We start from the raw sequence: 24,586 nt of genomic DNA on the forward strand, positions 1-24,586 counted from the left end.
AGTCGAACACGCTGCATGCAGGTCGTCGCGCAGCAGACCGGAGGGCAGTGTCCCCGGATGAATGCCGGAGCGAAGGAACACCGAGCCTTAGCGAGGGGCCGTACGTAAGGGGCGAGCGTTTTTTTTGCTTACTTTTTTGAGGCGCTTGTCAAAAAAGTGAGTCGCCGTAAGGGCGAAACCCTAAGCCGCCGTTACAGCAGCAACGGATATGTACACAATCAAAACGCGATTTCAGATCAAAGCTCAAACCGCAACTCAGGCCAGATCGGCGAAGTCCCACGCTTCTGCGACTCCAGAATCGCCCGACACAACGAACACAACCGCTGATCCTGAAACACTCGCCGATCAACACTCGACCAACGCGGCTGCGCAGGCAACAGACTCCCGCACAACGTGCGATCCGCCGAACCACCCAACTCCAGCTGACGAGTCACCAGATGCACCCGCACTTCCTGGCAGGCGAACAGATCCAGCTGTTCGTCAGGCTCGATCAGTTGATAGGCAAAAAGTGACCAGGCGGGACGCGGCATCGGGGGCTCCAAATCGGGGGCGCCACCTTAGCCGAAAGCCTGCCTCTAGAAAAGCGTCATAACAGCGGTTTTAGCGTAGGCCAGACATTTTCCAGCAACTTGTCCTGAGCCCCGGCCGCCGGGTGTATGCCGTCCGCCTGCATCAGGTCCGGATGACCGCCCACGCCATCGAGAAAAAACGGTACCAGCGGGATTTTCTTCTCTTCGGCAACGTTGCTGAAGACCTCGGCAAAAGCCTTGGTGTAACGCGCGCCATAATTGGGTGGCAACTGCATGCCGAGCAACAGCACCTTGGCGCCACTGGCGCGGGAGCTGTCGATCATCGAAGCAAGATTTTGTTGCAATTGCGTTGGCAGCAATCCGCGCAGCCCGTCATTGCCACCCAATTCGAGGATAACCAGCTCCGGCTTATGCTCTGCAAGCAGCGCCGGCAGCCGCGCCTGGCCTCCGGCACTGGTGTCGCCGCTGATGGACGCATTGACCACCTTATCGTCGAAACCTTCGTGTTTGAGCCGTTGTTCAAGCAACGACACCCACCCCAGCCGGGTATCCAGCCCGAAACCGGCGCTGATACTATCGCCAACGATCAGGACAGTACCCGCCGCTGCGTTCTGGGCCATGCACATCAAGGCCAGGCCAGCACTCAAAAACCACACACGCATCGGATTCTCCATGGGCGCAAGCATTCTCACCGCGAAGAACCTCAGCAAAGTGGTTCCCAGCGCGGAAGGTGAACTGACTATCCTGCACGAACTCAGCCTGGAACTGAACAAGGGCGACAGCCTGGCCATCGTCGGCGCGTCCGGTTCCGGCAAATCCACCCTGCTCGGCTTGCTCGCCGGCCTCGACCTGCCCAGCAGCGGCGAAGTCACCCTCGCCGGCCAGAGCCTAAGCAATCTCGATGAAGACCAACGCGCGCGCATCCGCGCCGAGCACGTGGGTTTTGTATTCCAGTCATTCCAGTTGCTCGACAGCCTCAACGCCCTGGAAAACGTCATGCTGCCGCTGGAACTCGATGGCCGCAAAGACGCCCGTGGCCGTGCCACCGAACTGCTGCAACGGGTCGGCCTCGGTCAGCGCCTGACGCACTCGCCTCGCCAGCTCTCCGGCGGCGAACAGCAGCGCGTGGCGATTGCCCGGGCGTTTGCCGCCGAGCCCGACGTGTTGTTTGCCGATGAACCGACCGGCAACCTCGACAGCCACACCGGCGAGCGCATCAGCGATCTGTTGTTCGAACTCAACAAGGAGCGCGGCACGACCCTGGTGCTGGTGACTCACGATGAACGCCTGGCACATCGCTGCCGGCGCCTGATCCGTCTTGAAGCCGGCCTGCTGGTCGCCCCTCTGGAGCCTTGATGGCACGTCTGCCGCTGTTGCGCCTGTTCAGTCTCGCCATCCGCCAATTGCTGCGTGATGCGCGCGCCGGTGAATTGCGCGTGTTGTTTTTCGCGTTGCTGGTGGCCGTGGCCGCGAGTACCGCCATCGGCTATTTCGGCGCCCGCCTCAACGGCGCCATGATGCTGCGCGCCACCGAGTTCCTCGGTGCCGATCTGGTGCTTGAAGGCAGCTCGCCAGCGCGAACCGAGCAGATCAGAAGCGGCACAGAACTGGGCCTCGAACACGCGCAAGTGGTGGAGTTCTCCAGCGTCATCGCCACCGACAACGGCATTCAACTGTCCAGCATCAAGGCCGCCGATATCGTCTACCCGTTGCGCGGCGAACTGAAGAGCGCACCTGCACCCTTCGCCCCGGAAGAGTCCGGTGGCGGGCCGAAACCCGGCGAAGCCTGGGTCGAAGCGCGGTTGCTGACGGCACTTGACCTGAAGATCGGCGACAGCATCGATGTCGGCATGAAAACCCTGACACTGGCACGCGTGCTGACCTACGAGCCGGACCGTGCCGGCAACTTCTACAGCCTGACGCCACGGGTGCTGATCAATCTCAGCGATCTTCAAGCCACCGGCGTGGTGCAACCCGGCAGCCGGGTCAGTTACCGCGAACTCTGGCGCGGCAACGCCACGGCGCTGGAAACTTATCGCCAATTGATCAAGCCCGGCCTTGCCGCCAATCAGCGTATCCAGGATGCCCGCGATGGCAATCGACAGATCGGTGGTGCCTTGGGCAAGGCTGAGCGTTACTTGAACATGGCCAGTCTGGTGGCCGTGTTGCTGGCCGGGGTGGCGGTGGCGTTGTCGGCGACGCGCTTCGCCACTCGCCGCTTCGACGCCAGTGCGCTGTTGCGTTGCCTGGGCTTGTCCCGCCGGGAAACCCTGGTGCTGTTCAGTTTGCAACTGACGGTCCTTGGATTGCTCGCCAGCATCAGCGGTGCCGTCATCGGCTGGCTGGCGCAACTGGGGCTGTTTGCTCTGCTGCATGATTTGCTGCCTAGCGACGTACCACCGGGTGGCCTGTTTCCAGCCATCGCCGGGATCGGCACCGGGCTGGTGGCACTGGCCGGTTTTGCCTTGCCGCCGCTGGCGGCGCTGGGTCGGGTGCCACCGTTGCGGGTATTGCGCAGGGACCTGCTGCCGATTCCCTCCAGCACCTGGATGGTCTACGGCGCCGCGTTGGGTGCCCTCGGACTGATCATGTGGCGCCTGAGCCTCGATCTGGTGCTGACCTTCGCCTTGCTTGGCGGCGGCGTCATTGCCGCGCTGGTGTTGGGTGGCTTGCTGTTGCTGCTGCTCAAAAGCCTGCGGCGCATGCTCGCCCGCGCCTCCTTGCCGTGGCGCCTCGGGTTGGGCCAGCTACTGCGTCATCCGCTGGCCGCTGCCGGGCAGTCACTTGCGTTCGGCCTGATCCTGCTGTCGATGGCATTGATCGCCTTGCTCCGTGGCGAATTGCTCGACACCTGGCAAAACCAGCTTCCAAAGAACGCACCCAACTATTTCGCCCTGAACATCCTGCCCGCGGACAAGCAAGCCTTTGCCGACCGCCTGATGGAACTGTCGGCGCAATCGGCGCCGCTATACCCCGTGGTGCCGGGGCGACTGATCAGCATCAACGGCGAACCGGTGCAGCAAATCGTCACCAAAGAGTCGGCGGGTGACCGGGCGATCCAGCGTGACCTGAGCCTGACCTGGGCAGCGGACCTGCCGGCGGGCAACAAACTCACTGCGGGCAACTGGTGGCCGGAGCAGACACCGGATGAGATTCCCGGAGTCTCGGTGGAGGGCAAAGTCGCCGAGAGCCTGAAACTCAAGCTCGGCGACCATCTGGTCTTCACCGTCGGCGGGGCCAATCGAGAGGCGAAAGTCACCAGCTTGCGGGAGATCAACTGGGACAACTTCCAGCCGAACTTCTTCATGATTTTCCAGCCAGGCACCTTGAAGGATCTGCCGGCGACTTACCTGACCAGCTTCTATCTGGCGGCGGGTCACGATCAGCAGATTGTCGATCTGTCACGGTCTTTCCCAGCGGTGACCATCCTGCAAGTCGAAGCGCTGCTGGCGCAGCTGCGCAGCATCCTCGCGCAGGTCACCTTGGCGGTGGAATATGTGCTGTTGTTTGTATTGGCAGCCGGGATGGCAGTGTTGTTCTCCGGCCTGCAAGCGACGCTGGATGAGCGCATCCGCCAGGGCGCGCTGCTGCGTGCGCTGGGGGCGGAGCGACAATTGCTGGTGAAGGCGCGGCGGATCGAGTTCGGCTTGCTCGGCGCGGTCAGTGGTTTGTTGGCGGCGATCGGCTCGGAAGTGGTGAGTCTGGTGCTGTACCGTTATGCGTTTGACCTGCCCTGGCATCCGCATCCGTGGCTGTTGGTGCTGCCGCTGATCGGCGCCGTGCTGATCGGCGGTGCCGGTGTGTTTGGCACCCGACGCGCCTTGAATGCCAGCCCGCTGACAGTTCTGCGCGAGGGTTGATAAACTCAAGCGCTCTTAATCACAAGAAGTCGCCATGAGCCGCTATCGCCCTCCCCGCACCGCCGGCACCGCGCTGATCACCCCCGAAGGTGAAGCGCGGATGCGCGCCGAGTTTCACGAACTCTGGCACGTCCGCCGACCGCAAGTGACACAGTCTGTCAGCGAAGCGGCGGCGCAAGGCGATCGTTCAGAGAACGCCGAATACACCTACGGCAAAAAGATGCTGCGCGAGATCGACAGTCGCGTGCGTTTTCTCACCAAACGCCTGGAAGCCCTGAAGGTCGTCAGCGAAAAACCCAGCGATCCGAACAAAGTCTATTTTGGCGCGTGGGTCACCATCGAAGACGAAGACGGCAAGGAGTCGCGCTATCGCATCGTCGGGCCGGATGAACTGGACCTGAAGCAAGGCCTGATCAGCATCGACTCACCGCTGGCCCGCGCACTGATCGGCAAGGCACTGGACGCCGAGGTTCGGGTCCAGACGCCTACCGGCGAACAGTGCGTGTATATCGTGGCGATCGATTATCCCTGAACGCTTCAGCGCCGGGTAATCAGCCCTTGCCGGGCGACGCGGGTCAGTTGCCGGATCATTTCGGGGGCATCTTCAGCGCTGGGCGACTGGATCACTGCCAGGTCGAAACTGTCGCCGGCAAAGCGAGCCAGGGATTCGCCGTCTTCAACAAACTGGATCAGGAAGGCTGCCGGACCACCGGTGCGACGTGGCCAGCCATCGAGGTAGCGCAAGAGCGTCGGCTGATGTTTACCGCCAAGCAGGATTTTTGGATTGCGCTGGGTGAGATGTGCCGTGATCGGCGCGGGACGTATAACGGGGCTTAGTGCATTCATCGTGTCGTGTCTCTGCCTCAAAAGTCTGCATGGCAGGTGAGAGGCAACACCGAACCAGCGCTTTAGCGGTATTTCGAAGCCTGTTTCAAGCTTCTATCGGCAACTGAATGAGTCACCTGGCGCCCCGCAAGTAGCTGTTTAAATCGGCGCATGAGCGGCATCCTAGAGAAGCTGACCGGACAGTGTCAAGAATGACGCACAACAAAAAAGGCCTGCGCAATGCAGGCCTTTTGCTTGAGCCAGAGCGGTCAGCCAGCGATGGCACGGTCGGCCGAGAGCTTGCCGGCGCCTTCGATCAGTACCGCGATGCTGCCACCGAGCAAGGCCAGGGCGAACTCGTAGCCGTTGTTGGCCATGAACAGACCGTTGCTGATGTGCACCGAGAAAATCGCCACCAGCGAGAGGAAGGTCAGGCCCAACGCCGCCGGACGAGCCAGCAGGCCAATGATCAATGCCAGACCGGCGAAGAACTCAGTACCGCCCGCCAGCGTCGCCATCAGGTAGCCCGGCGCCAGGCCGATGCTTTCCATGTACTGCGCGGTGCCGGCCAGACCGTAGCCGCCGAATGCCCCGAAGAGTTTCTGCGAACCGTGGGCAGCGAAGATGATGCCGACGAAAATTCGCAGAACAGTCAGGCCGTAGCCGGCGCGGGTAAACAGAACCTTGTTGATCAGTGTGCTCATGCTGTGTCATCCATTGTTTGTGTGTGTTGGTTGGCCGCTATATTAATCAGTAAATTTCATGTTAAAAGCGCAAAAAACCCACCTTAACAATCAGTTTATTCGATCACTTACGAAGGGCAACTTTTTGCCCCTGGGGCTCCAACGACTCCCGCTCCCGATCGAACGCCAGGTAATACTTGTTCACGCTATTAACATAGCTGACAGGTCCCATTCCCACCTGCTCCATGGCGATGCGCTCAACCTGAAAGAACCACTGATTGGGATTCAACCCGCGCCGCCGTGCCTCGGCGCGCATCCCCTGCACCCGCTCCGGGCCGATGTTGTAGGCCGCCAGCACGAACGCCATGCGCTCGCGCTCGTTGAGTTTGGGGCTGGCGAAGAACTTGCGACGAATCATCGCCAGGTACTTGGCCCCGGCCTGCACATTGGCATCGAGATCCTGAATATTGCTGACGCCGACTCGCTGCGCCGCGGAAGGCGTGATCTGCATCAGGCCGGTCGGCGCGCCGCCACTGCGCGCCTTGGGTTGCAGGCCTGACTCCTTGAACGCCAACGCCGCCAGGTTCAGCCAGTCCATGCCTTGGGCGTCGGCATGTTTTTGCAGCACCGGACGAAGTTTTTCCAGACGCTGCCGGTCAGCCTTGGCCAAGGGATAGTGCACTTGATAGAGACGCCGATAGATCCGCAGGAAAGCGACGTCCTGATCCGACGGTTTTTTGTAACCGGCGAGGAAACGGTCAATGCTGGCCCGCAACATCGAGGCATCGCGGCGCACAAACCAGAACTCCTCGCCCGGCTCGCTGACCAGCACCTGCCGGTCGAGACGCAATTTAGGCAGGATCTTGCTCCAGCGCTCGGCAATCGGTTGTTCGACGATGGTCAGGTGAAAAATCCCGCCCTGAACCATTTCCAGCACGTCCTCGACCGCCAGGCTCGGATCGACCCACTCGATGGTGACCGGTGGCAATTTATGCAGCGCGAGCTTTTGATTGATCTGGCTGACGGCGTCCCCGGCGGCGCTGCCGGTGGGCAATGCCAGGGTTTTACCCGACAGTTGTTCGAGACGGGTATAGCGCCGTTCGCCCTTGATGCCGACCAGCACCAGCGGGATGTTGCTGGCAATCGGCTCACTGGTACTGACGGCGTAACCGGCTCGCAGGTCGAGCAATTCACCCGGCGCCACCAGATCGCCCTCCCCGCGCTGCAACGCGCCGAGCAACTGATCCTTGGCCTTGGGGATGATCTTGAGGGTGATTTCCTGACCGTCACGGGCGTGACCGTTGAGGTATTGTTCGAAGGCGCGCAACCGATGATATTCGACACCGATGGCCTGGCCCTGGACTTCGCCGGAGCTGTTGCGGCTCTGGTTGACCAGCACTCGGAGCACGCGACTGCTGCGGATTTCCGTCAGGTCCCGGACCTTGGCGGCCGGCACGGCTTGCAGCGGTCCGGGCAGACGCGCGACCGCCGAGACCGGCAGCAGCAGCGAACAGCACAGCAGGAGCAAAACCGAGGGACGAATCATCCACTCTCCGCAAAGAATTCGGGTTGATCACATGAGTGATTTCATGAAATCACACGACAAAAACAGAGCGCCTGAGCGCTGGCAAAGTGCGAAAGACTGGCACAGTGATGGCACTCTGACCACCCCACCCAATCCCGCGGAATCAAAAGACAGCTATAACTCGTTGTAGTTCTTGGTTTTTCTTATAAATCTACAGCTCTGATATGCTTTCCGGCCTTTGGTCCGAGGTAGCACCATGCAACTCATCGATATCGGCGTCAACCTGACCAACCCCAGTTTTGCCGACAAGCATCAGGCTGTACTCGACCGCGCTTATGCCGCCGGCGTCTGCCAATTGGTGCTGACCGGCACCAACGTCGAGGGCAGCGAACAGGCGCTGGAACTGTGCCAGCAACTGGACGAAAGCGCGCAACGGCTGTTTGCCACCGCCGGCATTCATCCCCATGCGGCCAGCGACTGGAACGCCGACAGCGCCAGTCGACTGCGCAGCCTGCTCAAGGAATCGAACGTAGTCGCCGTGGGCGAATGCGGCCTGGATTTCAACCGCGATTTCTCGCCGCGCCCGCAACAGGAAAAAGTCCTCGAAGAGCATCTGGCGCTGGCGGTCGAGTTGCAGATGCCGGTGTTCCTGCACGAGCGTGATGCCAGCCAGCGTCTGCTGGAAATCCTGCGCGACTACCGCGATCAATTGCCGGCCGCCGTAGTGCACTGCTTCACCGGGGAAAAATCGGCGCTGTTCAGTTACCTCGATATGGACCTGCACATCGGCATCACCGGCTGGATCTGCGACGAGCGCCGCGGTACTCATCTGCATCCGCTGGTGAAAGAGATCAAGCGCGGGCGCCTGATGCTCGAAAGCGATGCGCCGTACCTGCTGCCGCGCAGCCTGCGGCCGAAGCCGAAGAACGGCCGCAATGAGCCGGCGTATCTGACCGAGGTGTTGCGCGAAGTGGCGTTGCATCGCGGGGAGACAGAGGAAGATCTGGCGGCGCACACGACTGCGTGCGCACGGGCGTTTTATGGTTTGCCCACTATCCCCCTGTAAACGCAGCTCGCACACATTGACCTGCATCAAGATTTGAATCCCTGCATAGCGGCACAATACTGGCACCTTGCCAATACTGTTTCCGCTATCAGAGAAGACCTCCATGGGTGCCTGGCTTAGCAATATCTCGTTGAAGTACAAATTTTGGGCGGTGAACGCTGTCGCGTTCATCACCACTTTGCTGCTGGTGGTATACGCAGTGCAGCTCGAACAGCAAGCCCTGACCCAGGCAGTGCAGGCATCGGTACAGGCTCAAGCCCGATTGCTCGGCACCTGGCCTGCCGAGCAACCGTTACCCAAAGCCGAAAACATGCTGACGTTCAATCGCGGGCAGGTTCCGGTGCTGAACGAGCAAGAGGTGCCGCAACTGACCAATGCCAATGGTTGGGTAGATATAAATACCATGCCGCTGCTGGGCAAAAACCTGCTGATAGGTGCCCAGGTATTCACTCGGGCGGACGGCCAACAGGTCGCGGTGATTGCCCATGGCCCGAGCCTGAGCCAGCTACTCAGTGAACGCTTTGCCAACTATGCGGTAGCGGTCTTAATCCTGATGCTGGCGATGCTCGGGGCCTCGCAATTGTTGATCCGATTCCTGCTCAGCCAGCTCAACACCTTGAAAGACGTGATGCTGCACGTCGAGAAGACCGGCGATCTGTCGGCCCGCGTCCCGCTGGCGTGCCGCGACGAAGTCGGGCAGATGGCCAATGCCTTCAACGCGATGCAGGCCGGTTATCAACGGGTGGTCAACACCGTCGCCAACACCGCGCGGCAACTGGACGACGGCGCCGCCCGGCTGGCGTCGAGCATGAACGAAGTGCGTCACGGCATGCTCGGCCAGCAGAGCGAAACCGACCAGGCCGCCACCGCCATCAACGAAATGACCGCCACGGTCTACCACATCGCCCAACACGCCGGCGCCACCCGTGACCTCTCGCAATCGGCCGATACCCTCGCCGGCAGTGGGCAGGCAGTGGTCATGCGTGTACAGAAGTCGATTGCCGGGCTGTCCACCGGTGTGCAGCAGACCGCCGAGATGATTCAGCGTCTGGCCGAGGACAGTCAGAAGATCAACGGCGTGGTCAATGTGATTCACAGCATTGCCGAGCAGACCAACCTCCTGGCGCTGAACGCCGCCATTGAAGCGGCCCGGGCCGGTGAAATGGGTCGTGGTTTTGCCGTGGTCGCCGATGAAGTGCGCAACCTGGCCAAGCGTGTGCAAACCTCGACGGATGAAATCACAGTGATGGTTTCGGCGTTGCAGGCCGGAACGCGGGATGCCGTGGACTTCATGCAGGAGAGCTCGTTCAAGGCCGACGACTGCGTGCAACAGGCACAAGAGGCTGGCGCGGCGCTGGCGGAAATCACCGGGGCGGTGGCGCAGATGCGTGAAAGCAATACGCAGATCGCGGTGGCGGCCGAGCAGCAAAGCCAGGTCGCAGAAGAAATGAACCGCGCAGTAGTGAGCATCCGCGACGTCACCGATAACACGGTGCAGCAGACGGTCAGCTCGGCGACCACCAGTAATGAGCTGGCGGCATTGGCCGGGGAGTTGAGCAAGGCGATCGGTCAACTCAAACTCTAACGGTCGGCGGCTGGCTACACCAAAGACCTGCGACACCCTGCCGCTCCGCGACCTTGGTCGACACTGACTAACCCGGGCGGTCGTGCGAGACTGTCTGTCCGGGCGGGAGGCCCGGGTGTCTTTGGTTGCCTGGAGTTCCCATGTCGCTGTCCAGCGGGCTGATTGCCGCCGTCGCCCTGGCCTATATGGCCATCATGTTCGCCATCGCCTTTTATGGTGACCGTCGCAGCGCGCCGTTGCCGCCGCGGGTGCGTGCCTGGGTGTATAGCCTGTCGCTGGCGGTGTACTGCACCAGTTGGACATTCTTCGGTGCGGTCGGCCAGGCGGCCGAACAGCTGTGGTCATTCCTGCCGATCTACCTCGGGCCGATCCTGCTGCTGATCGGTGCGCCGTGGGTCCTGCAAAAAATGGTGATGATCAGCAAGCAGGAGAACATCACCTCCATCGCTGACTTCATCGCCGCGCGCTATGGCAAATCCCAGTCGCTGGCGGTGGTGGTGGCGCTGATCTGCCTGGTTGGCGTGCTGCCCTACATTGCCCTGCAACTGAAGGGCATCGTGCTTGGCGTGAACCTGCTGATCGGTGCCGGCGCCGACGCCATGGGGGTTCGCGCGCAAGACACGGCATTGATCGTGTCGCTGGTGCTGGCGCTGTTCACCATCGTCTTCGGTACGCGCAACCTCGACGCCACGGAACACCACCGCGGCATGGTGCTGGCGATTGCGTTCGAATCGTTGGTGAAGCTGTTCGCGTTCCTGGCGGTCGGCGCGTTCGTGACCTTCGGGCTGTATGACGGTTTCGATGATCTGTTCAATCAGGCGATGCTCGCCCCGCGTCTCGAGGAATACTGGAAAGAAACCATCAACTGGCCGTCGATGGTGGTGCAGACCGGTGTGGCGATGATGGCGATCATCTGCCTGCCGCGACAGTTCCACGTAACCGTCGTCGAGAACATCGACCCGCAGGACCTGCGTCTGGCCAAATGGGTGTTCCCGGCCTACCTCGCGTTGGCGGCGTTGTTCGTCGTACCGATCGCGCTGGCGGGCCAGATGTTGCTGCCAAGCTCCGTGCTGCCGGACTCCTTCGTCATCAGCCTGCCGTTGGCCCAGGCTCATCCGGCTCTCGCGCTGCTGGCGTTTATCGGCGGTGCTTCGGCGGCCACCGGCATGGTGATCGTGGCCAGCGTGGCGCTGTCGACCATGGTGTCCAACGACATGCTGTTGCCGTGGCTGCTGCGCCGCAACAATGCCGAGCGCCCGTTCGAAGTATTCCGCCAATGGATGCTCTCGGTGCGCCGCGTGAGCATCGTGGTCATTCTGCTTCTGGCCTACGTCGCCTATCGACTGTTGGGTTCGACCGCCAGCCTTGCAACCATCGGCCAGATCGCCTTCGCCGCCGTGACCCAACTGGCACCGGCCATGCTGGGCGCGCTGTACTGGAAACAGGCCAACCGTCGCGGCGTCTTTGCCGGCCTCGCCGCCGGGACGTTCCTGTGGTTTTACACGCTGATCCTGCCGATCGCCGCCCACAGCCTCGGCATGTCCCTGAACAGTTTTCCGGGCTTGGCCTGGCTGCACAGCAACCCGCTGAACCTGCCGATCACCCCGCTGACCCAAGGCGTGGTCCTGTCCCTGGCCGGTAACTTCACGTTGTTCGCCTGGGTCTCGGTGCTGTCGCGCACACGGGTCTCTGAACACTGGCAGGCCGGTCGTTTCATCGGCCAGGAAATCAGTGCCCGGCCCAGCGCGCGCTCGATGCTCGCGGTACAAATCGACGATCTGCTGCAACTCGCGGCCCGCTTCGTCGGCGAGGAACGCGCCCGTCAGAGTTTCATTCGCTTTGCCTACCGTCAGGGCAAAGGCTTCAACCCGAGCCAGAACGCCGACGGTGAATGGATCGCTCACACCGAACGTTTGCTGGCCGGTGTACTGGGGGCTTCGTCGACCCGCGCGGTGGTTAAAGCCGCCATCGAAGGCCGGGAAATGCAACTTGAGGACGTGGTGCGCATTGCCGACGAAGCCTCGGAAGTTCTGCAATTCAACCGTGCGCTGCTGCAAGGGGCGATCGAGAACATCACCCAGGGCATCAGCGTGGTCGACCAGTCGCTGAAACTGGTGGCCTGGAACCGTCGCTATCTGGAACTGTTCAATTACCCGGACGGTTTGATCAGCGTTGGCCGGCCGATCGCCGACATCATTCGCCACAATGCCGAGCGTGGCTTGTGCGGCCCCGGCGAAGCCGAAGTGCATGTCGCCCGACGCCTGCACTGGATGCGTCAGGGCCGGGCGCACACGTCCGAGCGTTTGTTCCCTAATGGCCGGGTGATCGAGCTGATCGGCAACCCGATGCCCGGCGGCGGCTTCGTCATGAGCTTCACCGACATTACCCCGTTCCGCGAGGCCGAACAGGCGCTGACCGAAGCCAACGAGGGCCTGGAACAACGGGTGGCCGAGCGCACCCACGAACTCTCGCAACTCAATGTGGCCCTGACCGAAGCCAAGGGCACCGCCGAAGCGGCGAACCAGTCGAAGACCCGATTCCTGGCGGCCGTCAGCCATGACTTGATGCAACCGTTGAACGCCGCACGACTGTTTTCCGCCGCCCTCACCCACCAGGACGATGGCTTGTCCGGCGAGGCGCAAAAACTGATCCACCACCTGGACAGTTCACTGCGTTCGGCCGAAGACTTGATCAGCGATTTGCTGGACATTTCCCGCCTGGAAAACGGCAAGATCAACCCGGATCCCAAACCCTTCGCGCTCAACGAGTTGTTCGCCCCCCTCGGAGCCGAATTCAAGGCACTGGCGCGGGATCAGGGGCTGGAGTTCCGCGTCAGGAGCAGCACGCTGCGCATCGACAGCGACATCAAACTGTTGCGCCGGATCCTGCAAAACTTCCTCACCAACGCCTTCCGCTACGCCAAAGGCCCGGTGCTGCTGGGGGTTCGCCGACGCAAGGGCGAGTTGTGCCTGGAAGTCTGGGACCGCGGGCCGGGCATTCCGGAAGACAAGCAGCAGGTGATTTTCGAAGAGTTCAAACGCCTCGACAGCCATCAGACTCGCGCCGAAAAAGGCCTGGGATTGGGCCTGGCGATTGCCGATGGGCTGTGCCGAGTGCTGGGGCACACCCTGCTCGTACGTTCCTGGCCGGGACGCGGCAGCGTGTTCAGCGTCAGGGTTCCGCTGGCCCGGGCGCAAACCGCGTTGCCAACCAAGGCGGCCGAACTCAATGGCAAATTGCTCAACGGCGCGCAGGTGCTGTGCATCGACAATGAAGACAGCATTCTGATCGGCATGAACAGCTTGCTGACCCGCTGGGGTTGTCAGGTCTGGACCGCGCGCAATCGCGAAGAATGCATGGCGCTGCTCAGTGACGGCGTGCGTCCGCAATTGGCCCTGGTGGATTTCCACCTGGACGACGGCGAAACCGGAACCGAGCTGATGGCCTGGTTGCGCACCCGACTGGGCGAACCAGTGCCGGGCGTGGTGATCAGCGCCGATGGGCGACCGGAAACGATGGCCCAGGTGCATGCGGCGGGGCTGGATTACCTGGCCAAACCGGTGAAACCGGCGGCGTTGCGGGCGTTGTTGAGTCGGCATTTGCCGTTGTAGCAATTCATTCAGGTTGTTCACAATCCTGTGGCGAGGGAGCTTGCTCCCGCTGGGTCGCGAAGCGGCCCAAAAGAGGGACTGCTTCGCTGTCCAGCGGGAGCAAGCTCCCTCGCCACAAAAGCCGGCATCAATAAGATTACTCCGGCAACTCGACCAACCCATCCACATCAGTCATCGCCCGCTCCAGCAAATCCGCCGGCAGGCTTTTGCTCGCCCGCGCACCCAGCAATTTCAGCTGTTCGCTGCGGCTGACCAGATTGCCGCGGCCCTCTGTCAATTTGTTGCGCGCCGAGCTGTAGGCTTTATCCAGTTGCTGCAAGCGATTGCCGACCTCGTCCAGATCCTGAATGAACAACACGAACTTGTCGTACAGCCACCCGGCGCGTTCGGCGATTTCCCGGGCGTTCTGGCTTTGCCGCTCCTGCTTCCACAGGCTGTCGATAACACGCAGGGTCGCCAGCAAAGTGGTCGGGCTGACAATCACGATGTTGCGATCGAATGCTTCCTGGAACAGCGTCGGCTCGGCCTGCAATGCAGCGGAAAATGCTGCTTCAATCGGCACGAACAATAGAACGAAATCGAGACTGTGCAAGCCGTCGAGTCGCTTGTAATCCTTGCCGGCCAAGCCTTTGACGTGATTGCGCAGGGACAGCACGTGTTGCTTGATGGCGATCTGGCCGATGCCGTCGTCCTCAGCCGCCACGTATTGCTGATAAGCCGTGAGGCTGACCTTGGAGTCGACCACCACCTGCTTGTCGCCGGGCAGATAGATGATCACATCCGGCTGGAACCGCTCGCCATCCGGCCCTTTGAGATTGACCTGGGTCTGGTACTCGCGGCCCTTCTCCAGACCGGCATGCTCAAGCACTCGCTCCAGAATCAGCTCGCCCCAGTTGCCCTGGGTCTTCTGCCCCTTCAAGGCACGGGTCAGGTTGGTGGCTTCGTCGCTCAGGCGCAGATTCAACTGTTGCAGGCGCTCCAACTCCTTGGCCAAGGAAAAGCGCTCACGCGCCTCGGCCTGATAGCTTTCCTCGACGCGTTTTTCAAAAGACTGGATGCGTTCCTTCAACGGATCGAGCAACTGCCCCAGGCGTTGCTGACTGGTTTCGGCGAAACGCTGCTCACGCTCATCGAAGATTTTCCCCGCCAGCTCGGCAAACTGCGCACGCAGCTCGTCTCGCGAGCCCTGCAAGTCGTTGAGGCGTTGCTGATGGCTTTCCTGCTGCTCACGCAGCTCGGCGTTGAGCGAAGCGGCCTGCGCGTCCAGACGGCGCAATTCAGCTTCTTTGCCGGCACGTTCGATATTCCAGGCGTGAGCGGCATCGCGCGCATCGTCACGCTCGATTTGCAGCAGTTCGACTTCACGGCGTACGGCGGCGAGGTCCGCCTGTTTTGCGGCATTGGCCTGACCCAGATCAGCAATCTCATCGCGACTGGCTTCAAGTTGCGCGTTCAAGCCATCCTGCGCCAGATGCGCCGTAGCGAGGCGCTCTTCCAGCAGCGCAGCGTCGGCCTGTGCGGTGCCCGCCCGGCGCTGGAGCTGCCAGGCCAATACCAGTAACGGCAGAGCAGCGCCCGCCAGACCGAGCAAAGCGCTGGTCAAGTCCATAGCCATAGCCATTCCTGCCATTGAAATAATGCTTGAAGGTTAACCAAGGCGTCAGGTCTTGGACAGCTCAGTCTTCGATCAGGCCCAGTTCCTGTTGCGCGCGCAGATCCCCTGCCCGTGCGGCCTGACGCAAAAGATCGTGGCCGATCCGGCGATCGCGGGCATTCCCGCATTCGCGGCACATCAACTGGCCGAGACGACTTTGCGCCGCCACGATCCCTTCACGGGCCGGTTGCTTGAGCAATCGTCCGGCGATGTGTTTGACGTTGGGGTTTTCGCCCAGGCGCGGGCTGTCCAGCAACCACTCTGCCACCCGCATCGAAAAACGCTTGGGCGGGGCAACAGTGGAGGTTTTGGAGGAAGAGGAATCGGAAGGTGTACGAAACTTCATAAAGCACTGTGGGCAGATCGGAAGGCGCGCCACTCTACTCTTTTTTTCTTACAGGTAAAGCCGAAAAAATCCCGGCACGCCCGTGCTAGAGCAAGCGCTCGGGACAATCCACAGAAGCTGTGGATAACTCAGTGGACAACCGCCCCTGAACTCGCGCAAAGCCCTGTGGAATGGGGCCTGCAGTCAAACTGACGATTTTTTCACCAGTTAAAAAAAGCGATGTTTTTCATTGACTTAAATTTTGGTTACAGGCACCCACTACGCTTGAACGCTAGATGACAGCGGTGTGACAGACTGCGCAACTAATGTGCACAAGTACCTTCGCAGCGGTTATATCGATGCGCTTTTTCGGCGCACTTTGTCTCTTTGCCTGGGGATAAACCTTGGCAAACCCGTGATCCAGGCTGCTTACCACCCGCTGAGCGGTGATGACCATCGGTCGGATTCCGAGCTGTTTCAGGGCATTACCGGGGTTCACGACCTTCGATGAAAGACCTTTCGCGGACGCTCAACCCACGAGAGATCAATCTTTTTGGCTAACACACTTCCCTTCGCCAGTTCAATCCGTTAGTATCCGCGGCGTTAGTACCAAGCTGAAAGTCAATTCTGGTCGAACAAATCCCCCCGGTCAGCCTTCCAACAGGAAGCCTTCCACCGAACAAGCGGGATCGACCACCTCGATGGTTTCCAGGTAAATCTTGCGCCAACACAGCCTTTGAATCGAAAGCAAAGGGTGTTGCCAGGCTCACTTACTCTGACCGAACCAACCTGCAAATTGATCAGGATCTTCACCCCGGGCCCAGAACCTTTGCCCTCGATGTGTTGCCTGCCCTCCTAAGTACCTACCTGCCGGCCCAAGCGCGCAAAAATCATAGCGCTTCAAACTGGCTGCTTTGTTCCAGTCGGGTTCTTCGTTCGACCAATGGTGGTCGTCGTTACTGGAACGTTTTAATTTTGCACGGTTCTCATCCGTGTCGCTTGCAGGAACACCATTAATGACTACTCAAATCCATGCACAGGATGCCATCCGCACCCTAACCAACGCTTTTGCACCAATGAACTGCCTGATCATGGCCGCTCGCAAAGGCTGCTTCAGCTTCACCCTGGTCAACGAACACGGCATCGCCCGTCACAGCGAACGCCTGTACCCCGATCAATACTCCAGCGCCGAACCGCTGCAGGCTGTGATCGAACGTACTCGTCAGGCACTGGTTGCCTGAGACGCCAGCAAGGCTGATACATCAAAAGCCCCGCTCAAAAAGCGGGGCTTTTTGTTGCCCGACATTTCACATTGCGTGCGCAACGGCTAAGCACCAACCGATATAACGGTTATAACTGGAAGCCGGAAATATTTTAAAAACAGGCCTTTACGTAGCGAATATGACACTACACTTCAACTCAAGCGGCTTGTTCCGCTTCCGGCGAGCCTGAGTCGATCCACCGCTGCCAAAGCCCATCAGGCATCGCCCCTATTTGATGGTTTCGAGGGTTTTATGGGTATCGCTGCCAGCGAACTGTGCCGTTATGTGATCCGTCCGACGTTGATCTACCTGGGACGCCATAGCGCAACTGCCGAATCCCTGCTGCTGGGCATCGCCGCCAGTCAGTCAGCCCTTGGTTCCGCCCTGCATGACCGCCGTGGACACGGCCTGTACCGTATCGCCGAACCCCGCCACCAAGCGCTCTGGGACCATTACCTGGCACTCGACCCCGAGCGCGCCAGCCTGGTTCGCGGCCTGGCCAGCCAACATGCTTTTCTCAGTGGCCCGCATCTGGAATTGACCGTTAACCTGCGTTACGCCACAGCCATCGCCTGGTTGCTGGTCGAAGAACAGAACACCCCGCTCCCCGAAGCAGACGACCTGCTGGGCATGGCCCGAATCTGGCGCCAGACCTTCCAGCCCCAAGGACGCCTGAGAGACTTCACCTACGCCTGGCAAACTTGTGTTTCACCACTGAATCAGGTTGCCTGCTGATCAATCCTGGATCCAAAGATCGCGCAACACGCCGCGAATCTGGTTGGATTGTCCTACAAAACCGCTCTAAATCAAGCCATACAGCCTATGGCGCTGGGACGAAAATGTTGGTAATTTTCGCCCCGGTGATCACCAGGAGTTCTAATAATGAAAAAAGTAATGCTCAAAACCACCATTAGCCTCGCCGTTGCCATGGCATCCACCCAGATCTTTGCAAGTGGCTTTGCCCTGAACGAACAAAGCATCAGCGGGATGGGTACTGGTTTTGCCGGGCGATCTTCTTCTGCCGACGACGCATCCACCATTGTTGGCAACCCTGCCGGCATGTCTCGCCTCAAACGCGAACAAGTAACCGGCGGTGTTGCATTCATCGACGCACACACCGACATCAGCGATGCCAGCTCTCGTCCGAACGGCGGCACCAATAAAGGTGACATGGTCCCTTTCATGGGCGTGCCGATGGGATATTACGTCAAGCCACTCGATGACCAGTGGGCGGTCGGTTTCGGCGTATACGCACCGTTCGGTCTGGTAACAGACTATGAAAACGGCTTTGCCGGCCGTTACTTCGGCAGCAAGAGCGAAGTCAAGATCATCACCCTGCAGCCAACTGTCAGCTATGCCTTCAACGACAAGGTGTCGATCGGCTTCGGTCCGACCATTAACCGTATCGACGGCAAGCTCGAATCGAACGTATCCCTGAACCCGCTGGCATCGGACGGTGAAGTCAAGATCAAGGGTGACGACACTGCTCTGGGCTACAACATCGGTATCCTGGTTCAAGCCACCGACAGCACTCGTGTCGGCCTGACCTACCACTCGAAAGTGAAGTACAAGCTCGACGGTGATACCAAGGTCAACTACGGCTTGCTGGGTGCACTGGGTCAGAACCCGAACCAGAAGTTCGATGCCTCGCTGGACATCACCACGCCTGAGTCGGTTGATTTCTCGGTTACCCATCAGCTGGATGACCAGTGGACCCTCTACGCAGGCAGCACCTGGACTCGCTGGAGCCGCCTGAAAGAAATCTCTGTTGAAAACGAAGGCGTTCCCGCCGCTCTGGCTGCACGCGGCTTCGGCACCATCACCGAAGAACAGAACTGGCACGACACCTGGGCTCACGCCATTGGCGCTTCGTATCAGCTGAACAAGCAGTGGGTACTGCGTACCGGTCTGTCCGTTGACCAGGCGCCAACCAACAACGAAAACCGCTCCCCGCGCATCCCGACTGGCGATCGCAAGATTTTCAGCCTGGGCGCCGGCTGGAGCCCGACCGACGACCTGACCATCGACGTGGCGTACTCGTACCTGCGTGAAGAGTCGGTCAAGGTCAACAACAGCAACGGTGCTCCCCGCAACCAGAGCTACAGCGCCAAGTATGAAAACTGGGCGAACGGTTTCGGTATCGGTGCGACCTACCGCTTCTGATGATTTACGGCGAGCCTGAACCACTCGCCACCTGAATCAAAAAAGCCCCGCTCTCTTTTACAGAGGCGGGGCTTTTTCGTGGGCATCGATCAGGGCACCGAGGCGAGCCGCGGCGAAGCCAGGGCTTTCTCGACGGCAGCGATGAAATCAGGATCATCAGGCTTGGTCAGGCTGGAGAAACTGGCAATCACCTTGCCCTGACGGTCGACCACGTACTTGTAGAAATTCCACTTCGGCGCATTTTTTGACTGCTTGGCGAGGACCTTGAACAGATTCGTCGCATCGTCGCCGCGGACTTTTTGCGGCTCGGTCATGGTGAACGTCACGCCGTAGTTCACATAGCAAACCTTGGCGGTCTCGGCACCGTCCTTGGACTCCTGCTTGAAGTCATTGGACGGCACGCCAATCACCTCGAGCCCCTGCGCCTTGTAACGCTGATTCAACGCTTCAAGGCTTTTGAACTGAGGGGCAAAGCCACAGAAGCTGGCGGTATTGACCACCACCAACGGCTTGCCGGCAAAGCTCTTGCACAAATCGATGGATTCATTGGCGCGCAACTTGGGCAAAGAACCTTGCAGCAGCGCCGGGCAATCCGCCGCTTGAGCCAATCCGGTAAACGCCACCAGTAACGCGGGAACTGCTAGCCAGCGCATCAGCATATCGGTGCTTCCTTGTGAGGAATCGTCAGGATTGGAACTTACTTTAGCAGGCCCCCATGCCCAACTGCATCAGGGCCAGCCCGCCCTGATGCCAGCCCCACCACGCGAGGGCCAACAGCAAGGCACAAACAGCCAGGATCGTGATACGCGGCCAGAGACTGTTCATGTCGGACTCATTTGGCTTTGCAGACGTGCCACCGGCCGTTCCCGCACCGGCCAGTTCAATGCGGCGGCCATCAGGCTCAAGAGAATCGCTACCTGCCAGATCAAGTCGTAGCTCCCGGTCCGGTCATACACCACCCCACCCAACCAGCCGCCCAGGAACGAACCGAGCTGGTGAAACAGGAACACGATCCCTCCGAGCATGGACAGATTTCGCACGCCGAACAAGGTCGCCACCGTGCCGTTGGTCAAAGGCACCGTCGACAGCCACAGGAAGCCCATGGCCATGCCGAACAGATACGCGGTGGTCGTGGTCACCGGCGCCCACAGGAACAGCCCGATTACCACCGCTCGCAGCAGATACAAACCAGTCAGCAAACGCGGCTTGGACATGCGCCCGCCCAGCCAGCCTGCGGTGTAGGTGCCGAAGATGTTGAACAAACCGATCAAAGCCAGCACCGTCGTGCCGACCGTCGCCGGAAGATGTTGATCCACCAGGTACGCCGGCAAATGCACGCCGATGAACACCACCTGGAAACCGCAGACAAAAAAGCCGAACGCCAGCAGCCAGAATCCCGAGTGGGAACAGGCTTCGCGCAGTGCTTCGGAAAGGGTTTGCTCATGACCGAGGACAGGCAATGGCTTGTCCTTGAGCATGCCCACCAGCGGCACGATCAGCGCCACCAACAGGCCCAGCACCAGCAGCGCCGCAGACCAGCCGAGCCAGCCGATCAACCCCAGCGTGCCGGGCAACATGGCGAATTGGCCGAACGAACCGGCGGCGCTGGCAATTCCCATGCCCATACTGCGTTTCTCCGGTGGGACTGCCCGGCCAACCACGCCGAGGATCACCGAGAATGAAGTGCCGGACAGGCCGATACCGATCAACAGACCGGCGCTCAAGGACAAGGTCGCCGCCGAGTCGGACAGGCCCATGAACACCAGGCCCAGGGCGTACAGGACGCCACCGACAAGTACCACTTTCGCCGCGCCGAAGCGGTCGGCCAACGCGCCGGTAAACGGCTGGGCCAGGCCCCAGATCAGGTTTTGCAGGGCGATGGCGAACGCGAACACCTCGCGCCCCCAGCCGAATTCGGCGCTCATCGGCGCCAGAAACAGCCCGAAGCCGTGGCGAACTCCCAGAGACAACGCAAGAATCAGCGCACTCCCCAACAAAACCCAACCGCACGTACGCCACATCGATGTCATTCTTGTTCTCCGGGCGCGGGTATATACCCGCTTAAGATCGAACAAACCGGCATCAAGCCAGTTCGTCCAGCAACTTCAATAATGTTTCGCGCTTTTCGGCGCCCAAGCGATCGATCAATCGCTGTTGCGCCGCCTCCCAGGCCGGCAATGCCGCCTTCAACCGTTCAGCGCCGGCGTCGGTCAGCTTCACGATGCGATTGCGCATGTCCTCGCCTTCGATCAGCGTCACCAACCCTTCGCCCTCCAGCACCCGCAGATTGCGCCCGAGCGTGCTGCGATCCAGGCCCATGGCCTCGGCCAGGGTGGAAATGCTCGGCTGATCCAGACGCTGCAGATTGCACAGCAAAGAATACTGCGCAACGTTGATCCCGAAGCCATCGAGAGCGCCGTCGTAATGCCTGCTGACGCCACGGGCGGCGCGACGCAGGTTGATGCATAAACATTGGGAGTCGAGCATGGTGCGTGTATATACCCGCGGTTGTGTTAAATCAAGTTACATGATGTGGGAAGTTCAGAAAATCGCCAAGCCCACCAGCACCGCAACTTCCAGCAATTCCAGCAATGCACCGGCGGTGTCACCCGTTGTTCCGCCCAAGCGTCGCAGCATCACCTGCCGCAGCCAGACAAACATCCCCGCCGCCAACAGCAGCGCCAGAACACCGCTGACGCCTGCAATCGACACACAAGCCAAGGCACTGACCGCCAGCACCTGCCTGCCCGCCGAACGCGGAAGATGGTCGGCCAGTGCCTGACCCAAACCGCCTGCGCGCACATAAGGCGTGGTCAGGAACAAGCCCAGCAACGCACTGCGACCGATCAAGGGCACGATGATCAGGACCAGCGCATGCTGTTGCTCGATCAACGCAACCAGTGCGGCGAATTTGAGCAGCAACACCAGCGCCAGCGTGACCACCGCGATCGGGCCGCTGCGCGGATCTTTCATGATCGTCAGCGTGCGTTCGCGATCACCGAAACCGCCGAGCCATGCATCGGCGCTGTCGGCCAGTCCGTCCAGATGCAGTGCGCCGCTGAGTAACACCCAAACCGTCAGCAACAATGCGGTATGCAGCAACAGCGGTGTGCCCGCCAACAGCCAGTTCGACACCCACAAAATCCCGCCGAACAACAACCCCACCAGCGGATAAAACAGCAACGACCGCCCCAGTTCCTGCGGCGCCGGCATGCCCGGCAGACGAATCGGCAGGCTGCTCAGAAATTGCAGGGCGATCCAGAACGGCAACATGATCAGCGCACTTCCCTTAACGAAGCATCGGACTCGACCGCCAGCGAGAACAGCGCACCATGGCCGACCTCGACGTTGAGCAACTGCTCACGGGGCAAGCCTCGCGCCTGGGCCAGCAACAAGCGCATGACGCCGCCATGGCTGATCAGCAACACGCGTTCGCCAGCGTATGCCGCGCGCAATCGCGCCACAGCCGATAACACCCGCAGCGAAAAGTCCGTAACCGGCTCACCTTCAGGCGGCGTAAACGAATAAGGATCAGCCCAGAACAGACCCAAGGCTTCGGCGTCGGTTTTCATCAGTTCGGCAGCACTCTGCCCTTCCCAGGCTCCGAAGTGCAGCTCTTGCAGGTCTTTCTCCAATTGCACCGGCACAGCCAGCCGGGCACCGAGTTCCTCGGCGAACCGCGCGCATCGTTGCAACGGTGAGCTGACCAAGCGATCCCAAGGCCCCTGCTCAATCACCGCCTCGCGCATCTGCTGCCAGCCCTTGTCGGTCAGCGCATCATCGAGACTGCCGCGCAAGCCGCCGCCGAGTTCGGTTTCACCATGGCGCAGCAGGTCCAGGCGCAAGGTCATGCCGGACGATCCGCGACCGCCGCTTCGGCGAAGGTCGCCATCTGCCCGTGCAGATCACAGGCCAGACGCAGCAACGGCACCGCCAATGCCGCACCACTGCCCTCGCCCAGACGCAAACCGAGGTCGAGCAATGGTTCGGCGTTCAAGGTTTCCAGAACATGCCGATGCCCCGGCTCGGCACCACGATGACCGAACAACAGCCATTGCCGGCATTCAGGATTGAGGCGCACCGCCACCACCGCCGCGACGCTGCAGATGAAACCGTCCACCAGCACCGCGACGCCTTCCTGGGCACAGGCCAGATACGCGCCGACCAACGCCGCAATTTCGAAGCCGCCGAGATTGAACAATGTTTGCAGCGCATCACCACGCTGAGCGCCGTGCAAGGCCAATGCTCGCTCGATCACTTCGCCTTTGTGGCTGACACCTGCCGCATTCAAACCGGTGCCCGGTCCAGTCAGGTGTACCACCGGACAATCGAGCAAAGCACAGGCCAGCGCACTGGCGGCCGTGGTGTTGCCAATACCCATTTCGCCGCCAATGAACAACTGCGCACCGGCCGCTTTCGCCCGCAGCACGCTGTCGCGACCGGCCTGCAACGCACGCTCACCTTGAGCCACAGTCATCGCCGGGCCTTGCACAAAATTCGTCGTGCCCGGACCAACGTTCAAGTGACGCACTCCCGGCAGGTTCAACGACGGAGTGACTGTGCCGAGGTCGACCACTTCAAGGGAAGCCCCCAACTGCCGCGCCAGTACGCTGATCGCCGCGCCGCCGTTGACGAAGTTGTGCAGCATTTGCCCGGTGACTTCCTGGGGAAATGCCGAAACCCCTTCAGCGACCACACCATGGTCACCGGCAAAAATCGCGATCCACAGCTGCTCCAGGCTCGGCTTGACCTGCCCTTGCAACCCCGCCAATTGCACCGCCACCGACTCAAGCTGCCCCAGAGAACCGGCCGGCTTGGTCAATTGCTGTTGACGCGCTTGCGCCTGCTCGACGGCCTGGGCATCGATCGGTTGGCACGGGTTCAGCCACCAGGATTGGGTCATAACGCAGTTCCTTTGAGAGTCAGGGGCAGGCCGGCGACGGTCAGGACGACTCGCTGACAGCGCTCGGCCAGGGCTTGATGCAGCCAACCGGCTTCATCGACATAGCGGCGAGTCAATTCGCCCAGCGGCACGACACCCATTCCGGTTTCGTTGCTGACAAAAATGATTTCACCCGGCAGCGACGCCAGGCACTCCAGCAAAGCATCGCGCTCGGCGCTCAGGCGTTCGGCATCGTCGAGCATCAGCAGATTGGTCAGCCACAGGGTCAGGCAATCCACCAACAGGCAATGATCGGCGCGGGCGTTTTCACGCAGGACGCGGGCGAGTTCGAGCGGTTCTTCGATCAGCGCCCATTCGGCGGGGCGACGGGCGCGGTGATGGGCGACCCGATCGTTCATTTCGCCGTCCAGCGGCTGGCTGGTGGCGATGTAGGTCACCGACAATTGACTGTCAGTCGCGAGTTTTTCGGCCAGGCGACTTTTGCCGGAGCGGGCGCCGCCGAGGATCAGTTGCAGCATGGTTTATTCCTTAAAATGTGCAGTGAGGCGACTGCCGTCTTCGCAAGCAAACCCGCTCCCACATTCGACCGCGTTC

General features: G+C 60.7%; 24 protein-coding genes. 9 read left to right on the plus strand and 15 right to left on the minus strand.

All coding sequences use genetic code 11. The features are described 5' to 3' along the window. Window positions 1–236: 236 nt before the first annotated feature. Window positions 237–530 carry a hypothetical protein gene (locus tag V6Z53_RS24685; protein ID WP_003226812.1) on the minus strand — a complete coding sequence of 98 codons (294 nt, stop codon included), beginning with the start codon at window positions 528–530 and terminating at the stop codon, window positions 237–239. Window positions 531–586: 56 nt separating this feature from the next. Next, window positions 587–1,192, minus strand: a complete 606-nt coding sequence (locus tag V6Z53_RS24690) for an arylesterase (protein WP_338582274.1) — start codon at window positions 1,190–1,192, stop codon at window positions 587–589. A 10-nt stretch (window positions 1,193–1,202) separates the two neighbouring features. Here V6Z53_RS24690 and V6Z53_RS24695 point away from each other — a divergent pair, with 10 nt between their 5' ends. Genes V6Z53_RS24695 through greB form a run of 3 tightly spaced genes read left to right on the plus strand, consistent with a single transcriptional unit; the run spans window position 1,203 to window position 4,922 of the window. After that, window positions 1,203–1,886 carry an ABC transporter ATP-binding protein gene (locus V6Z53_RS24695; RefSeq protein WP_338582275.1) on the plus strand — a complete coding sequence of 228 codons (684 nt, stop codon included), beginning with the start codon at window positions 1,203–1,205 and terminating at the stop codon, window positions 1,884–1,886. Then, a complete protein-coding gene (locus V6Z53_RS24700; RefSeq protein WP_338582276.1) occupies window positions 1,886–4,390 on the plus strand; it encodes an ABC transporter permease in 2,505 nt (834 codons plus the stop codon). Before V6Z53_RS24695 ends, V6Z53_RS24700 begins: the two co-directional genes overlap by 1 nt. A 34-nt stretch (window positions 4,391–4,424) precedes the next feature. Further along, complete coding sequence (greB, locus tag V6Z53_RS24705; RefSeq protein WP_034150173.1) at window positions 4,425–4,922, plus strand: transcription elongation factor GreB; 498 nt, start codon at window positions 4,425–4,427, stop codon at window positions 4,920–4,922. A gap of 5 nt (window positions 4,923–4,927) precedes the next feature. On the opposite strand, the gene V6Z53_RS24710 is transcribed toward greB, so the two are convergent. From V6Z53_RS24710 to V6Z53_RS24720, 3 genes are all read right to left on the minus strand, one after another. Next, on the minus strand, window positions 4,928–5,236 hold the full coding sequence (locus V6Z53_RS24710) for a class I SAM-dependent methyltransferase (protein WP_338582277.1): 309 nt from the start codon (window positions 5,234–5,236) through the stop codon (window positions 4,928–4,930). Window positions 5,237–5,484: 248 nt separating this feature from the next. Continuing rightward, on the minus strand, window positions 5,485–5,919 hold the full coding sequence (locus V6Z53_RS24715; RefSeq protein WP_338582278.1) for a DoxX family protein: 435 nt from the start codon (window positions 5,917–5,919) through the stop codon (window positions 5,485–5,487). A 103-nt stretch (window positions 5,920–6,022) separates the two neighbouring features. Further along, the gene (locus V6Z53_RS24720) at window positions 6,023–7,444 is read right to left on the minus strand and encodes a transglycosylase SLT domain-containing protein (RefSeq protein WP_338582279.1); all 1,422 of its coding nucleotides are present in this window, start codon (window positions 7,442–7,444) and stop codon (window positions 6,023–6,025) included. 235 nt (window positions 7,445–7,679) lie between these two features. Between V6Z53_RS24720 and V6Z53_RS24725 the strand changes: the two genes are divergently transcribed. The 3 genes from V6Z53_RS24725 to V6Z53_RS24735 all read left to right on the plus strand — a co-directional run bounded on the left by V6Z53_RS24725 (window position 7,680) and on the right by V6Z53_RS24735 (window position 13,685). Continuing rightward, entirely contained in the window at window positions 7,680–8,489 is an 810-nt protein-coding gene (locus V6Z53_RS24725; RefSeq protein WP_338582280.1) for a TatD family hydrolase, read from the plus strand. 103 nt (window positions 8,490–8,592) lie between these two features. Beyond that, on the plus strand, window positions 8,593–10,074 hold the full coding sequence (locus V6Z53_RS24730) for a methyl-accepting chemotaxis protein (protein WP_338582281.1): 1,482 nt from the start codon (window positions 8,593–8,595) through the stop codon (window positions 10,072–10,074). 140 nt (window positions 10,075–10,214) lie between these two features. Next, on the plus strand, window positions 10,215–13,685 hold the full coding sequence (locus V6Z53_RS24735) for a NahK/ErcS family hybrid sensor histidine kinase/response regulator (RefSeq protein ID WP_338582282.1): 3,471 nt from the start codon (window positions 10,215–10,217) through the stop codon (window positions 13,683–13,685). 136 nt (window positions 13,686–13,821) lie between these two features. On the opposite strand, the gene rmuC is transcribed toward V6Z53_RS24735, so the two are convergent. Continuing rightward, a complete protein-coding gene (rmuC, locus tag V6Z53_RS24740; protein WP_338586561.1) occupies window positions 13,822–15,186 on the minus strand; it encodes a DNA recombination protein RmuC in 1,365 nt (454 codons plus the stop codon). A 175-nt stretch (window positions 15,187–15,361) separates the two neighbouring features. Then, complete coding sequence (locus V6Z53_RS24745) at window positions 15,362–15,685, minus strand: sel1 repeat family protein (protein WP_338582283.1); 324 nt, start codon at window positions 15,683–15,685, stop codon at window positions 15,362–15,364. A 995-nt stretch (window positions 15,686–16,680) separates the two neighbouring features. On the opposite strand from V6Z53_RS24745, the gene V6Z53_RS24750 reads away from it, so the two are divergent. From V6Z53_RS24750 to V6Z53_RS24760, 3 genes are all read left to right on the plus strand, one after another. Then, window positions 16,681–16,905 carry a hypothetical protein gene (locus tag V6Z53_RS24750; RefSeq protein WP_130908481.1) on the plus strand — a complete coding sequence of 75 codons (225 nt, stop codon included), beginning with the start codon at window positions 16,681–16,683 and terminating at the stop codon, window positions 16,903–16,905. 273 nt (window positions 16,906–17,178) lie between these two features. Further along, window positions 17,179–17,661: a hypothetical protein gene (locus V6Z53_RS24755; RefSeq protein ID WP_008033583.1), complete on the plus strand. Its 483-nt coding sequence runs from the start codon at window positions 17,179–17,181 to the stop codon at window positions 17,659–17,661. Window positions 17,662–17,808: 147 nt separating this feature from the next. Further along, a complete protein-coding gene (locus V6Z53_RS24760; protein ID WP_338582284.1) occupies window positions 17,809–19,089 on the plus strand; it encodes an outer membrane protein transport protein in 1,281 nt (426 codons plus the stop codon). A gap of 89 nt (window positions 19,090–19,178) precedes the next feature. Here the strand turns inward: V6Z53_RS24760 and V6Z53_RS24765 are convergent, their stop codons facing one another. Genes V6Z53_RS24765 through cobU form a run of 8 tightly spaced genes read right to left on the minus strand, consistent with a single transcriptional unit; the run spans window position 19,179 to window position 24,510 of the window. Next, window positions 19,179–19,748 (minus strand): glutathione peroxidase, encoded by a 570-nt coding sequence (locus V6Z53_RS24765; RefSeq protein ID WP_338582285.1) that lies wholly within the window; start codon window positions 19,746–19,748, stop codon window positions 19,179–19,181. A 43-nt stretch (window positions 19,749–19,791) separates the two neighbouring features. After that, window positions 19,792–19,914: a hypothetical protein gene (locus tag V6Z53_RS24770; RefSeq protein WP_338582286.1), complete on the minus strand. Its 123-nt coding sequence runs from the start codon at window positions 19,912–19,914 to the stop codon at window positions 19,792–19,794. After that, complete coding sequence (locus tag V6Z53_RS24775) at window positions 19,911–21,119, minus strand: MFS transporter (RefSeq protein ID WP_338582287.1); 1,209 nt, start codon at window positions 21,117–21,119, stop codon at window positions 19,911–19,913. Before V6Z53_RS24775 ends, V6Z53_RS24770 begins: the two co-directional genes overlap by 4 nt. Window positions 21,120–21,171: 52 nt before the next feature. Continuing rightward, window positions 21,172–21,576 (minus strand): MarR family transcriptional regulator, encoded by a 405-nt coding sequence (locus V6Z53_RS24780; protein ID WP_338582288.1) that lies wholly within the window; start codon window positions 21,574–21,576, stop codon window positions 21,172–21,174. A 54-nt stretch (window positions 21,577–21,630) separates the two neighbouring features. Continuing rightward, window positions 21,631–22,362 (minus strand): adenosylcobinamide-GDP ribazoletransferase, encoded by a 732-nt coding sequence (locus V6Z53_RS24785; RefSeq protein ID WP_338582289.1) that lies wholly within the window; start codon window positions 22,360–22,362, stop codon window positions 21,631–21,633. A gap of 2 nt (window positions 22,363–22,364) precedes the next feature. Further along, window positions 22,365–22,940 carry an alpha-ribazole phosphatase family protein gene (gene cobC / locus V6Z53_RS24790; RefSeq protein ID WP_338582290.1) on the minus strand — a complete coding sequence of 192 codons (576 nt, stop codon included), beginning with the start codon at window positions 22,938–22,940 and terminating at the stop codon, window positions 22,365–22,367. Then, window positions 22,937–23,992 carry a nicotinate-nucleotide--dimethylbenzimidazole phosphoribosyltransferase gene (gene cobT / locus V6Z53_RS24795; RefSeq protein ID WP_338582291.1) on the minus strand — a complete coding sequence of 352 codons (1,056 nt, stop codon included), beginning with the start codon at window positions 23,990–23,992 and terminating at the stop codon, window positions 22,937–22,939. The genes cobC and cobT overlap by 4 nt, the downstream gene beginning before the upstream one ends. Next, entirely contained in the window at window positions 23,989–24,510 is a 522-nt protein-coding gene (gene cobU, locus V6Z53_RS24800; protein WP_338582292.1) for a bifunctional adenosylcobinamide kinase/adenosylcobinamide-phosphate guanylyltransferase, read from the minus strand. The genes cobT and cobU overlap by 4 nt, the downstream gene beginning before the upstream one ends. Window positions 24,511–24,586 lie beyond the last annotated feature (76 nt).

This window comes from Pseudomonas sp. MAG733B, assembly GCF_036884845.1.
Classification (GTDB): Bacteria; Pseudomonadota; Gammaproteobacteria; order Pseudomonadales; family Pseudomonadaceae; genus Aquipseudomonas.